This is a genomic window from Catenulispora sp. GAS73, assembly GCF_041262085.1.
Classification (GTDB): Bacteria; Actinomycetota; Actinomycetes; order Streptomycetales; family Catenulisporaceae; genus Catenulispora.
The window spans coordinates 37,047-49,651 of sequence record NZ_JBGCCM010000010.1; the positions used below are offsets into that span (position 1 = coordinate 37,047).

11 protein-coding genes are annotated in these 12,605 nt (G+C 69.4%); 4 read left to right on the forward strand and 7 right to left on the reverse strand.

The window, feature by feature from the left end; translation table 11 throughout:
* Positions 1-362 precede the first annotated feature (362 nt).
* The 3 genes from ABH935_RS16825 to ABH935_RS16835 all read left to right on the forward strand — a co-directional run bounded on the left by ABH935_RS16825 (position 363) and on the right by ABH935_RS16835 (position 2,069).
* Complete coding sequence (locus ABH935_RS16825; RefSeq protein WP_370378822.1) at positions 363-1,022, forward strand: PRC-barrel domain-containing protein; 660 nt, start codon at positions 363-365, stop codon at positions 1,020-1,022.
* Positions 1,023-1,143: 121 nt separating this feature from the next.
* The gene (locus tag ABH935_RS16830) at positions 1,144-1,680 is read left to right on the forward strand and encodes a DUF1003 domain-containing protein (RefSeq protein WP_370378823.1); all 537 of its coding nucleotides are present in this window, start codon (positions 1,144-1,146) and stop codon (positions 1,678-1,680) included.
* A 95-nt stretch (positions 1,681-1,775) separates the two neighbouring features.
* A complete protein-coding gene (locus ABH935_RS16835; RefSeq protein WP_370378824.1) occupies positions 1,776-2,069 on the forward strand; it encodes a DUF4193 domain-containing protein in 294 nt (97 codons plus the stop codon).
* A gap of 374 nt (positions 2,070-2,443) precedes the next feature.
* On the opposite strand, the gene ABH935_RS16840 is transcribed toward ABH935_RS16835, so the two are convergent.
* Genes ABH935_RS16840 through ABH935_RS16865 form a run of 6 tightly spaced genes read right to left on the reverse strand, consistent with a single transcriptional unit; the run spans position 2,444 to position 11,302 of the window.
* A complete protein-coding gene (locus tag ABH935_RS16840) occupies positions 2,444-4,225 on the reverse strand; it encodes an FAD-dependent monooxygenase (RefSeq protein WP_370378825.1) in 1,782 nt (593 codons plus the stop codon).
* Positions 4,218-5,141 carry an amidohydrolase family protein gene (locus tag ABH935_RS16845; RefSeq protein ID WP_370378826.1) on the reverse strand — a complete coding sequence of 308 codons (924 nt, stop codon included), beginning with the start codon at positions 5,139-5,141 and terminating at the stop codon, positions 4,218-4,220. The genes ABH935_RS16840 and ABH935_RS16845 overlap by 8 nt, the downstream gene beginning before the upstream one ends.
* The gene (locus ABH935_RS16850; protein ID WP_370378827.1) at positions 5,138-7,552 is read right to left on the reverse strand and encodes an acetoacetate--CoA ligase; all 2,415 of its coding nucleotides are present in this window, start codon (positions 7,550-7,552) and stop codon (positions 5,138-5,140) included. The genes ABH935_RS16845 and ABH935_RS16850 overlap by 4 nt, the downstream gene beginning before the upstream one ends.
* Positions 7,552-9,168, reverse strand: coding sequence for a bifunctional 3-(3-hydroxy-phenyl)propionate/3-hydroxycinnamic acid hydroxylase (locus ABH935_RS16855; RefSeq protein ID WP_370378828.1), 1,617 nt, complete (start codon positions 9,166-9,168; stop codon positions 7,552-7,554). Before ABH935_RS16855 ends, ABH935_RS16850 begins: the two co-directional genes overlap by 1 nt.
* On the reverse strand, positions 9,165-10,112 hold the full coding sequence (locus ABH935_RS16860) for a fumarylacetoacetate hydrolase family protein (RefSeq protein ID WP_370378829.1): 948 nt from the start codon (positions 10,110-10,112) through the stop codon (positions 9,165-9,167). Before ABH935_RS16860 ends, ABH935_RS16855 begins: the two co-directional genes overlap by 4 nt.
* Entirely contained in the window at positions 10,109-11,302 is a 1,194-nt protein-coding gene (locus ABH935_RS16865) for a VOC family protein (RefSeq protein WP_370378830.1), read from the reverse strand. Before ABH935_RS16865 ends, ABH935_RS16860 begins: the two co-directional genes overlap by 4 nt.
* Positions 11,303-11,457: 155 nt before the next feature.
* On the opposite strand from ABH935_RS16865, the gene ABH935_RS16870 reads away from it, so the two are divergent.
* Positions 11,458-12,096: a TetR/AcrR family transcriptional regulator gene (locus ABH935_RS16870; RefSeq protein ID WP_370378831.1), complete on the forward strand. Its 639-nt coding sequence runs from the start codon at positions 11,458-11,460 to the stop codon at positions 12,094-12,096.
* Between the two features lie 122 nt (positions 12,097-12,218).
* Here the strand turns inward: ABH935_RS16870 and ABH935_RS16875 are convergent, their stop codons facing one another.
* On the reverse strand, positions 12,219-12,605 hold the full coding sequence (locus ABH935_RS16875) for a toll/interleukin-1 receptor domain-containing protein (RefSeq protein ID WP_370378832.1): 387 nt from the start codon (positions 12,603-12,605) through the stop codon (positions 12,219-12,221).

The window sequence follows — 12,605 nt, forward strand, 5'->3', positions numbered from 1 at the left end:
GCCCGGACCGCGTTTCGGTCGGCTGACACGGTGATGGCGGACTGCGGTGCGAGTATTCATGGCTTCCACCTCTTCCGGCCCTCACTCGTGCCCTCGCCGCGGATCCCGAAACGGCACGAAGCGCTGCGGACGGACGAAGGGCTGCGCGGCGTGGTCGGCGCCGATCATGACGGTGGCCGGGGGCGCGGGCCCAGTGATTGAGAGTCCTGCCGACATTCGCGGTGAGACCTTCCGCACGGCCCTCAAGGTACTGGTCAGTTTGCATCCCGGCGCGAAGGGCAGCAGGAGCCGGGCGGCTCGCCGACGACCAGTCATATGACGGCCGGCAGGTGACCACCGCCTTGGAGACCAGGAAGTAGATTATGAGCATTCATATGGATTTCACCATCGGCAGCGAGGTCGAGTGCGGCGACGGGGTGTGCGGGGAGCTTCAGCGCGTCGTCGTCGACCCCGTCACCCAGACGCTCACCCACCTTGTCGTCGACGCGAAGCACGAGCCGGGGACCGGCCGGCTCGTGCCGATCAGTCTGGCGCGCTCGACCGACGGAGGCATAGTCCTGGGCTGCACGAGCGCCGAGTTCGACAGGCTTGAGCCCGCGGAGGAGACCCACTTCCTGAACGGGGCGCGCGGCGAGTGGGGCTACCAGCAGGAACAGCTCCTGGCCTGGCCGTTCTATGGTCTGGGCATGGGCGCCGGCGGCACGGGTTCCATGGCGGGCCTGCCGTCCAAGCCGCGGCCCGTCGCCTACGACCGCGTGCCCGTCGGCGAGGTGCAGGTGCGGCGCGGCGAAGCGGTCCACGCCACCGACGGCGACATCGGCCGCGTCCAGGGACTGGTCGTCGACCCCGCCGACCACGCGGTGACCCACATCCTCCTGGACGAGGGCCACCTGTGCGGCAAGAAGCGGGTCGCCATCCCGATCGGTGCCATGGCGGCGGTCGACGCCGGCGGGGTCCAGCTCCGGTGCACGAAGGACGAGGTGCGCGACCTTCCCCCGGTCGACCTCGACGAACAGGACTGACCGGCAGCCACCGGTTTGCCGGTCGACACACCCTGCCCGACTCGGCGGCATGCTCGCTGCGCCGGGCACGAGGGGCTCCGCGGCTCGACGCCGCATCCCCGGTTCTTCTCCAGGAGCGGCCATGTCCGACCTCGACGTCACCCCGCTCAAACACCCGATCTCCCAGCAGCTCCACGACGATCGCACGCGCGGTGAACGCCTCGCCGACGGGATCGCTCACAAGATCGGCTCTTGGCGATTCCTCATCATCCAGTCCGTCGCGGTGGGCCTGTGGGTGGTCCTCAATGTCGTCGGCCTGGCCATGCGCTGGGATCCGTACCCGTTCGTCCTGCTGAATCTGCTCTTCAGTGTGCAGGCCGCCTATACGGGCCCGATCTTGCTTCTGGCGCAGAACCGATCCGCCCAGCGCGACCGGATCATGGTCGAGCACGATTCCGCCACCAACCACAGGTCCGAACAGCTCATCGAAGCGCTACTCAGCGAGGTGCTCCGGAACAGCCAGGCCACGCTGGCCATCGCGAGCTTCCACGGCATCCGGCTGGAGTCCCTGACCCGTCACGAAGACGAGCTCAACGGGAAGGTCGACGCCATGCAAGAACAACTGGCCGAGGTCGAGGACGTCCTCACCGTTCATCGCATCGTCCCCGAAGCTGTATGAGTACCGGCACGACGGCCGAAACGGTGTCGGGTCTTGTCACCGGACAGTAGATCCAATGCAGCCCTGAGCAATCAAAAAACAAAAACGGAGGAACCATGGCCACCGACTACGACGTCCCGCGCAAAACCGACGAGGACCTGGCCGAGAACGGCACCGAGGACGGGAGGGCTCGTCGCGCCGAGGCGGCCGGCGGCTTGGCCGACCTGGAGGAAATCGACAATGAACCACTCGATCTGCCGCGAGCCGATCTGTCCGGCGAGGAACTGACGGTCCTGGTACTCCCCCGCCAGGCCGACGAGTTCACCTGCACGAACTGCTTTCTGGTCCACCACCGCAACCTGCTGGCAAGGCGGAAGCGTGGCGTGATGCTGTGTTGCGACTGCGCTTGAGAATTCTTCGCACGGCGGAGTAAGCATCCTGTGACGGCCTCGGCCTCGGCCTCGGCCTCGGCAACGCGGCCTGCCTCTGAGTGGCGGTCACCGGACAGCTCGGCAATCCTGAGCCGGGTCGGGTTGACGGCGCGCGCGTGGCTCGCGGCGACCGATCTGCCTTCCTGTTCTCCTCAGTTCGGCCCGGACACGCCGCCAACAGTTCGCCGGCACGCACAGCGGTCGGCCGCCCGCCGGGAATCCGTGGTGGCCCGGTAAGCCTGCCGGCAGCGCGTTCCATGTGCTTGACGCGCAAGGCAGGCGCGTTCCGCACGTCCGACGGACTGTGGCGAGGCTGTGGATGGCGCTGATGACCGAGGTAGTCGCCGTCCGCGTTATTCGGTCCCCGCAACGCCAAGAATCGCCCGCAACACCTCGGCCAGCCGTTCCGTCGCGTGATCCGAGGACTGCGTACGCCAGGCGACGAAGCGGTCTGGGCGCACGAGGATGGCGCCCTGCCCGGGATGCCCGCGGTGGCGGGTCCACGTGGAGCGGGGGTCGAGATAGTCCCCGTCCAGGTGGCCGATACGGACGGCGTCCAGCGGCCAGGTGTCGGCGAGTTTCGTCGCCGCGGTGCACCAGTCGTGGGCGTCCTCGGCGGCGATGAGGAGGAAGCGGCCCGGGTGGACGAGGTCGTGGACGGACAAGCGACGGCCGAGCCGGTCTTCGAGCCAGGCGTGCGGCAGGGGGTGGCCGGGGCGGGCGACGGGCTGATAGATGCGGACGGGATCGGGGTTGGCCGGCTCAGGCGTACCGTCCGGGACGATGGCGGCGGATTCGTAGGTGTATCCGTATTCGATGTTGTGCTCGTCGAACTCCATCGACTGGCTGGCGATCGCACGCCGGATCGTGGCGGCGAACTCGGCGTCCTCGTCCAGGCCGCTCCACAGCCGGCGTAGGGACTGCCAGTTGGCTTGCGGGGAGTTTTCTGGCGAGATGCCGGTCATCTCTGCCGTGACGAGGTGGTTGAGGGCGTTCTCGATCGAGCGCTGGACGTTGCGGGTGGTGACCGGCTTGCGTTCGGGCTCGTAAGTGTCCAGGAGCCGGGGATCGGCGTCGCCGCGCAACACCGCAGCGAGCTTCCACGCCAGATTGGCCGCGTCCTGGATCGCGGAGTTCAGGCCGAGGCCGCCGGTGGGCGGGTGGCGGTGGGCGGCGTCTCCGAGCAGGAAGACCCGGCCGTCGCGGAAGCGGTCGGCGACGACGCCCTCGATGGACCAGCGGGTGACGAGGTGGACGTCGATCGGGTGGTCGGGCAGGCCCAGGGCCGTGCGCAGGTCGGCGATGACCTGGCCGTCGTCGAGGCCTCGATGGTCGTCGGCGGCGTAGTTGAGGTGGACGACCCATTCTTCGGAGTCCGGTCCCCAGCGGTCGGGGCCCATGGGCACCATGGTGGCACCGGCGCCGGTGTGCGGCAGGACCAACCAGCGGATCAGCACCTCCGGGTCCTGGGCCCGGGCCGACAGGTCCGCCGAGAAGTGGACGGTGGCGACGCGGGCGAGGTCGCGCAGGCCCTCCATCTCGACGCCGAGCAGTTTGCCCACGGTTCGGCCGCCGTCGCAGGCCAAGAGGTATCTGGAACGGATCTCAGAGGCTTGACCCGTCCCGCGATCCACGATCGTCGCGGTGACGCCTTCGGAGTCCTGGACGAGGGCGGTGAGTTCGTGGTTGAACCGGATCCCGCGGGGCGCCAGTTCCTCGGCACGTGCCTTGAGGATGGGCTCCAGCCGGATCTGCGGCAGGTTGGTCGACAGGTGGGGGCTGGCCGAGGCCCACTCGGGCGATCGGCCTCCGCACCCCCAGGATTCGACGAGACCGAGGCGCCGGCCGTGGTCGTCGTCGGGGCTGTCGTCGGAGCCGTCGTCAGGGCCGGCCAGTCCGGCGTACCAACCCGAGTAGCGCATCTGCTCCGGTGGCGTGCCGCGTTCGTAGACGGCGTCGGCGATGCCGAGGCCGGCGAAGATCTCCATGGTGTGCTGGTTGAGCACGTGCGCCTTCGGTAGCGCCGACGTCGTCGGCAGCGAACTGACCAACATAGAGTCGACGCCCAGTTGCGAGAGCAGCATGGACGCGGTCAGGCCGGCGCCGCCACCGCCCACGATGAGAACGTCATACATCGGGCGTCGTCTCCTTCAGGCGGGAGAAGAGTGCACGGGCGCTGCGATGGTCGATGTGCGCATCGTCGGCCCAGGTGTTGAAGTAGCCGACGGCCAACTCCGGCGCGAACGGCCAGTCGCTGCCATAGAGCACGTGGCCAGGCTTGGCGAACGCCAGCAACGACGGCAGTGCGGCCGGGCTGGAGGTGAGCGCGGTGTCGAAGTAGAAGCCGCGCAAGTCGTCCAGGATCTGGTTCAGGTCGCGCCCGGTCTCGCCGAAGATCGTCACGGCGAGCCGGTGCGCGGCATAAGGAACGAAGCCGCCGCCGTGGGCGAGAATGAAGCGGATGCTCGGGAAGCGTCGTGGCACGTCAAGCTTGACGAGGTTGTAAGCAGCGCGCGTGGTGTCCAACAGGAAGTCGGCCGCGAAGGGCGGGATTCCGTCGGCTGCCGCGCCCGGCAGCTCGTTCGGGTGGACGAACACGACGGCCGCCCGCTCGTTCAGTTCGGCCAGCAACGGATCGAAGGCCGGGTCTCCCAGATAGACACCGGCATTGTTGGCCAACAACACCACACCGTCGGCCGACAAAACGTCGAGCGCGTGCGTGGCCTCGGCCACCGCGGCCGGCACGTCGGGCAACGGCAGCGTGGCGAAGAAGCCGAAGCGTTCGGGATGAGCGGTGACGAGCTCGGCGGCGTATTCGTTGACCTGCCTGGCCATACGTGCCGCGTCGGTGCCGTCGCCCAGAAACACCCCCGGAGTGCTCACCGAGAGGATTGCTGTTTCAATACCCTGACGGTCCATGAGGTCCAAGGCGGCGTCCGAGCTCCACTCCGGCAGTTGCCGGCCGCCCGGGTCCTTGACGCCTTGGGCGTGCAGCCAGCGCGCATAGATCTCAGGGATCATGTGCTGATGGACATCGATGCGTCCGGTCATGATGAAGTTCCTTCGTGCTCTGATGACGGATCAAGGTAGGAAGCGCCGTAGATCCGCTGAACGGCGATCTCCAGTACGACGCGGTTCATCGCGGCCAGGTCCGCGTCACCGATCGGGTCGACCGGTTCGGCGCTGATGCGAGACCAGACCAAGGCGGTGTCGGCGCCGATGTCCGTCGTCCGGAGGCGCGCGGCGCCTTCGACCGTCACCGACGGATACGGGGCGCCGGCGCCGACGACACACAGCGAGGCGTGGCCGGTACGTTCCACGTCGCGCGCCTTGGCTCGGTCGGCTTCGGTCGATATCAGCAGGCGGTCACCGTCCAGCACGAAGTAGACAGTCGACTGGCGCGCTCCCCCATCGGGCCGGACGGTGCCCAGCACACCGACTGTCTGCCGGGCCAGGAACCGGCGGGCACGGCGCTCGGTGCCCAACCGGGCGTAGTAGGCGATGAGCTCCGGATCGTCGACGGTGGCCGGGTTCACGACTTCATCGGCGGGCGCGCCCTGCAGCAGCCGCTTGACGGGGACTTCCAGCTTCTTGCCGGTGCGGGTATGCGGGATCGCGGAGACCTCGACGATCTCGTCGGGGACGTGGCGAGGTGAGGCACCGGAGCGGATCGTGTCGCGGATCTTCTCGCGCAGTTCTCCATCGAGAACGACGCCCGGGGCCGGAACCACGAACAGCGGCATCCAATAGCCGCCGTCGGGCTCTTCGGCCCCGATGACCAAGGCCTCGGCGATCTCCGGTAGTCGCTCGACCGCGGCGTGGATGTCGGCGCTGCCCAGACGCACGCCGTTGCGGTTGAGGGTGGAGTCCGAGCGCCCGTGGACCACGACCGAGCCGTGGGAGGTCAGGGTGATCCAGTCCCCGTGCCGCCACAGGCCCGGGTAGGTGGCGAAGTACGCCTCGCGGTAGCGGCTGCCGTCAGGATCGTTCCAGAACGCCAGCGGCATCGACGGCATCGGCCGGGTGACGACGAGTTCGCCGACCTGGTCGACCCCCGGCCGGCCGTCGGCGTCGAACGCCGCCAGGGCGACGCCCAGGTTCGGGGCCGAGATCTCGCCGGCCCACACCGGGGTGGTGGGGGCGCTGCCTGCGAAGCCGGCCGCGATGTCGGTACCGCCGCTGGTCGAGGCCAGCTGGACGCGCGCGCCGACGTGCTCGCGGACCCAGGGATGCGCCGACGCCGGCAGCGCGGAGCCGGTGCTGCCGACGGCACGGATCGAGGACAGGTCGTGCACGGCCGGGTCGATGCCGTACTTGGCGCAGGCCGTCAGGTACTGCGGGCTGGTGCCGAAGACGGTGACGCGGTGCCGGGCGGCCAGCTCCCACAGCAGGTCCGGTCGGGAGACGGGGACCGGGCTTCCGTCGTAGGTACACGTGGTCGCCCCGAGCAGGAGGGCGGACACCACCATGTTCCACATCATCCAGTGGGTGGTGGTGTACCACAGCAGTCGATCACCCGGGCCGAGGTCGGAGTGCAGTCCCAGGGTTTTGAGATGTTCGAGCAGGATGCCGCCGTGGCCGTGGACGATGCCTTTGGGCAGACCGGTGGTACCGGAGGAGAACAGGATCCACAGTGGGTGGTCGAAGGGCACCGGCGTGAAGGCCGGCGGTTCTTCGCGCCCGGCGGCCTCGGCCCAGGCGATCGCCGCGCCGGTGTTGTCGGCGTTATCGGCGTTATCGGCATCGTCGGCGTTGTCGGCCGGCCAGGGCAGCCCCACGTGGTCGACGAGGACGGCGGCCTTCAGGCTCGGCAGCGCCCGACGCAGTTCGTCGGTGGCTTCGCGCCGGTCGTGGACGGTGCCGTTGAACAGGTAGCCGTCGGCGGCGAACAAGACCGCGGGATCGAGCTGGGCGAAGCGGTCGGCGGCGGCAGCCGGGGCGTAGTCCTGGCCGCACACCGACCAGACGGCGCCCAGGCTCGCGGCGGCGAGGAAGGCGATGATGGCGTGCGGTGTGTTCGGCAGGTATCCGACGACGCGGTCGCCCACGCCCACGCCGGCCTCGCGCAGGGTGGCCGCGACCGAGGCGACCTGTGCGCGCAGTTCGTCCCCGGTGATCTCCCGGCCGGCGCCGTTCTCGTCGAGCGCGATGATCGCGGCCTGGTCGGGTGCCAGGTGGCGCAGCGCGTGTTCGGCGTAGTTGAGAGTCGCGCCGGTGAACCATTCGGCGCCGGGCATCCGCTCCGAGGCGAGGACCCGCCGATAGCCGGTGGCGGCCTTGACGTCGAAGTACTCCCAGATCGCGCTCCAGAAGCCTTCGAGATCTGTCACAGACCATTGATGCAGGGCGGCATAGTCGGGGACGGCGACCCCGCGGTGCTGCGCCAGCCATCGGCCGAAGTCTGCGATACGGCTGCCGGACGCGACGGCGGCGTCGGGAGTCCAGAACGGCTCGGGGGTCATCAGGCGCTTCTCCTCGATGGCGGGGGAACGGGTGTGCTGAGCAGCGGTGCCCAGTCAGTGATGCCGGGCAGGGAACCATCGCGTCCTGCGACGTCCAGCACGACCCGGTCGGGACGCAGCACGGCAGCGCGGGCGCCGCCACGGCGCAACCAGTCGGCGACCGGGCTGCCGGCGACGTCGACGACCTGTGCGTCCAAAGCCCGAGCCGCGGCGAGCAGACCGGGCGTCGGCGTACCGACGGTCACCACCGCGAAGGAATCGCCGAGGACGTCGTCGAGCCGGGTACGCCGGCCGCCGACGGTGATCCAGGGCTGCGGGCACAGGTGCCCGACGAGCTGCCGGAACCGCCGTCGGCGATCCACGAGCGGCCCGCGGGTCAGAGCGGGGCTGAGGTTGTCGGCCAACGCCGCGCTCAGGCCGGGTATGCGGCAGGCGATGCCGAGCAGGGTGCGGCGCAGTGCGGCGACCCGATCCTGACCGCCGGTCATGGTCCAGCCGGTCGCGATCGCGAGCCGGATCATGTGCCGGGCGTGCGGTCTGCGTTCGCTTTCGTAGCTGTCGAGCAGCGCCTCGCCCGCGTCGCCGGTCAGGACACGCGCCACCTTCCAGGCCAGGTTGTGGGCGTCGCGAAGCCCCGCGCACAGCCCCTGGCCGATGAACGGCGGCGTGAGGTGCGCGGCGTCGCCGAGCAGAAAGATCCGGCCCCGGCGCCACCGGTCTGCGAGCCTGGCCCGGAAGGTGTACTCGGTGTGCCTGATGACCTCGAAATCGTCGCCGTCGGCGGGAGCGACCCATGGCCGTACCAAGGCTCTGATTCGGTCGGGGGCTGACAGCAGGTCCGCGTCTTCGCCGTCGGCCAGGCGGAACTCCCACCGGTAGCGGTCTTCGCCGACCCGCATGAACGTGCCGGCTCGGACCGGGTCACAGACCTGGTCTACGCCCTCCCAGCAGCGAACCGGCAGGCTGGTGCGCACATCCAGGACCAGCCAGCGCTCCTCGAAACGCAGATCCTCCCAGGCCGCACCGATGGCCTGGCGCACGATGCTGTTCGCGCCGTCGCAGCCCAGCACGACGTCGGCCCACAGCTCCTCAGGCTCCTCAGGCTCCTCTGGCTGCCGGGACTGCCCGGGCGGCCCACCCTCAGCCGAGCGCAGCGTCACCCGCACCGGCGCCGGTCCGCCGCCGGGCAGTTCCCGCACGTCGACGACTTCCACACCGCCACGGACTTCGGACTCTTCGTACTGTGACAAAGCTTTGCGAAGCAGGCGCTCAAGATCAGGCTGGTCGAACAGACTGGTCTGCGGGAAGCCGTGGCGGCCGTTCGGAGCGTCGCGCCGGAACTCGGCCAGCACCCGGTGCCGGGCGTCGAGCAGCCTCAGCCCGTTGGCCGGGCGCGCGACGGCAGCGAACTCCTCGTGGATTCCGGCGGCCTGCAGGATGCGGAGGACCTCGTCGTCCATGGCCACCGCACGCGGTAAGGGGTAGACGTCATGGTGTCGCTCCAGCACGACGGTGCGAATGCCGCGGCGCGCCAGCAGCAGCGCCGCCGTGATACCGACCGGCCCGCCGCCCACGATGACCACCGGCGCCCGGACAACCGTCCGTCCGGTGCTCATCGCGGCGCCTCGCCGGTGACGATGGTGTGCTGCTCGCCGAGGTCCAGCGGCCCGCCGGGGGTGGCGGCGGTCGCCGTGACCGTCTGGCCGGGCTGCAAGTAACGGGGGTTCTTGCCCTGGCCGGAGAAGAACAGCTTCCATTTCAGCGCCGGAGGCAGCAGGGCTCCGATCTTCTCCACCGCCTTGGGCGGGGCCTGCAACGCCGTACCGCCCGGAGTACCGGTGAGCAACAGGTCGCCCGGATCGAGGCGCTGGAAACGGGCGAGCGTGGTGAGCGCCTGCGCGGGACGGACGATCATGTCGGCCACCGTGCGGTCCTGACGGAGCTCGCCGTCTACCGACAACCGCAGGCGCAGATCCTCCAGATGCTCGAAATCCGCGTCGTCCAGCAGGACGAGGTGTGGTCCGACAGGTGTGAACGTCGGGTAGGACTTGCTCTCGTAGAACTGCCCCTTGGTCAGCTGGACGTCGCGAGCACTGACGTCGTTGCACAGCACCAAGCCGGCGACCAGACGCGGCAGGTCCGCCTCGCCGACGGTCGTTCCCACCGGCAGCGGCGCGCCGAGGACGAGGCCGAGTTCGACCTCGTAGTCGAGAAGCCGCACGTGAGCCGGACGGAGGACGGCATCATGAGGTCCGCTGATCGAGCCGGAGGCCTTCCGGAAGAAGGTCGGCGGAATCTCGCCGCGGAACCCGGATTCGCGGGCGTGGCTGCGATAGTTCACCATCTGGGCGACCACCCGGCACGGAACCGTGACCGGCGAGAGCGGTTCCAGCTCCGCCAACGGCACCCCGGGCTCGTCGCCGGCAGTCTCGGCCGCCCGTACGGCATTCCGGTCGGCCAGCAACTCGGCGGTGGTGACCGCCTTGGTCGCAACGGGGACGGCACGCTCGCCGCGGACCACCCACCAGCCGTCGGCGGTCCGCAAGACGTTGACGCTCATGGTTTCATCGCTTTCATCAGGCCCAGCAGGCGGGCGGTGTCGATCTCGTTGTCCGCGCGGAGGGCCCTGACGACCTGGCGGACCAGCTCCGGCGAGGGATTCGTGCCGAGGAAGTCGCGGGTGACCGCCGGCCCCCACTGGGACAGCCCCGAGGCCGACATCGGCGCCCAGCCGGGTTCGAGGTCGCAGGAGAACAGATCGCCGTCGGCGAAGTGCTCCACCATCAGGCGGTCCGGATCGCGCCAGTAGTCGAAGAGCTGGCTGCCCTGGACGTGCCGGCCCACACCCCAGCTGCGCCGGTAGCCGCGCTCGGCCAGGTACTCGCCGCCGGCGGCCAGCGCGTCCAGGTCGGCGACCTGGTAGGCCGAATGGACATACCCCGTGCGTGGCGACAGGTGCATCGCCAGGGTGTGGTGGTCGACTGCCACGCTGCCCCGGTCGCAGCGGACGAACGCCATGGTCGGGCCGCGGTCGCGCTGCCCGGGCAGGAACAGGAAGTCGCTGACGATCATCCCGAGGAGGTCCAGGTACCAGTCCAGAGCGCGGCCGAAGACCTGCGTCTCCAGCACGACGTGGCCCAGGCGCCGGATGCGGGCCGGTTCACGCGGTGGCCGCTGGGTGGCGTTGACGCGCGGATGTGCACTGCCGACGTTGAGCACAAGGGGCCGCTGCTCGGGTAACGCCGGCAGCGGTTCACCGCCGTGAACGACGCGCACCGGGAAACCGGAGGGATCAAGCAGATCGACGACGGCGCCGCCGCCGGCCTCACCGAGAGCCCGCACCGGCCTGCCGGTGGCACGCTCCAGACGGTCCAGGTCTGCCCGCTCGGCGGCCCTGAACGCCGGCCCGACGAAGCGCGAGGTCCGACCATGCCGGACCACGACACATGCCGAACCGGGCAACGTGCCACGCAGGTACAGGGCTTCCGGCGTGCGCGCGGCCACCGCGAAACCGAAGTCCGCGGCGAAGACCGCCGCGCGGTCCAGGTCGGGCTTCTCGAACTCAAGCCAGGCGAGGTCGGCCACCTTGACCACCGGGTTGCGGGAACGGCCGGGATGCTCGCCGCGCACTGCTCCCTGCTCGTGGTGCAAGTCCTGATGCGCGGTCTTCACCTGGGCCGGACTGCTGGCCGAACTGCCGACCGGATTGCTGGCCGGGCTGCTGGCCGGGCTGCTGGAGGTGTCGGGCATGGAAGGTCCTGTCGTCTGTTCGGGCGGCGTCGGGCGCGCCCCGGCCACCGCACCCGGCAGCCACTTGATGAAATCATCAGTATTGATGAGTCAATCTGTCAAGGGTTCGAAATGATGAAGTCATCAGTTCTGAGATCGTTGGTAACCTGGCCGGTATGCCGACCTCAGCCCCGACCGCGAACCGGTTCGAGAAGCGCCGTGCCGAGACCCGGCAGGCGCTCATCCGTGCCGCGCGGCAGATCCTGGCCGAGTCCGGGGACACCAGCGCCAGCATCCAGGCGATCGCCGAGCGCGCGGACGTGGGCTTCGGCTCCTTCTACAACCACTTCGAGTCCAAGGCGGACTTGTTCGACGCCGCGGTGGCCGACGCGCTCGACGAATACGGCTCAGTCGTGGACGAACTGCTGCACGGCGTCGAGGACCCGGCCGAGCGGGTCGCCGGCGGCGTACGGATCAGCGTCCGGCTGGCCGGTTCGCACCCGGAGATCGTGCAGATCCTGCGCCACCGAGGACTCGCGCACATCTACACCGACCGCGGTCTGGCCGAGCGCGCGCTCAAAGACGTGGAACTGGGCATCGCGACAGGCCGGTTCACCGTGACCGACCCGATCGTCGCCTTATCCGCCCTGGGCGGAAGCCTGCTGGCCCTGCTGGAACTGGGCTACGCCAGGCCCGACGCCGACTTCGAGCAGACCGCGCAGACCATGGCCGAGCTGATGCTGCGGATGCTGGGGGTGCCGGCCGACGAAGCCCACGACGTCGCCAGGCACCCCTACCCCGGTAGCGCGAATTAGCCTTCGCGATGTGGATGGGCTCCCAGCCCTGCAGCCCGAGGGGCTGTCGAACTACGACGAGAGCTTGAGCCCGATCTGCGCCGCCAGTCCCAAGTAGTCCTCCAGGTGCCGAAACCGCAGGATCACCTGATCGCGGCGCACAAATCCTCGATCCCCTTCGCCCAGTCCGAGACCAGATCGGCGTGCTTCAGGTCCCGGAGGATGGCCGGTGCGACGTCGCCCGTCAGGCGGACCGGCAGGATCTTGACCGGCTCCCCGTAGAGCTGGCGGGCCAGGGTGGACATCCACTCGCTGCTGATCCAGGGGCTGGTCACGCCTGCGTCCGAGTAGCAGAGCACCAGGTACGCCATGCCGGTGAGTCCCTCGTTCATGCGCTCCACGATCGAGTCGCCGACTCGGACCGTCCAGATGTCCAGCCAGACCTCGTGTCCGCGGTCTTTGAGCTCGGTGGCCAGGCGCTCGGCTTCCGCCGCGTCGGAGCTCCGGTGGCTGATGAACACGTTCGCCAC

Coding starts and splice junctions, on each gene's coding strand:
- ABH935_RS16825 (WP_370378822.1), top strand. CDS start 363: ATGAGCATTCATATGGATTTCACCATCGGCAGCGAGGTCGAGTGCGGC.
- ABH935_RS16830 (WP_370378823.1), top strand. CDS start 1,144: ATGTCCGACCTCGACGTCACCCCGCTCAAACACCCGATCTCCCAGCAG.
- ABH935_RS16835 (WP_370378824.1), top strand. CDS start 1,776: ATGGCCACCGACTACGACGTCCCGCGCAAAACCGACGAGGACCTGGCC.
- ABH935_RS16840 (WP_370378825.1), bottom strand. CDS start 4,225: ATGTATGACGTTCTCATCGTGGGCGGTGGCGGCGCCGGCCTGACCGCG.
- ABH935_RS16845 (WP_370378826.1), bottom strand. CDS start 5,141: ATGACCGGACGCATCGATGTCCATCAGCACATGATCCCTGAGATCTAT.
- ABH935_RS16850 (WP_370378827.1), bottom strand. CDS start 7,552: ATGACCCCCGAGCCGTTCTGGACTCCCGACGCCGCCGTCGCGTCCGGC.
- ABH935_RS16855 (WP_370378828.1), bottom strand. CDS start 9,168: ATGAGCACCGGACGGACGGTTGTCCGGGCGCCGGTGGTCATCGTGGGC.
- ABH935_RS16860 (WP_370378829.1), bottom strand. CDS start 10,112: ATGAGCGTCAACGTCTTGCGGACCGCCGACGGCTGGTGGGTGGTCCGC.
- ABH935_RS16865 (WP_370378830.1), bottom strand. CDS start 11,302: ATGCCCGACACCTCCAGCAGCCCGGCCAGCAGCCCGGCCAGCAATCCG.
- ABH935_RS16870 (WP_370378831.1), top strand. CDS start 11,458: ATGCCGACCTCAGCCCCGACCGCGAACCGGTTCGAGAAGCGCCGTGCC.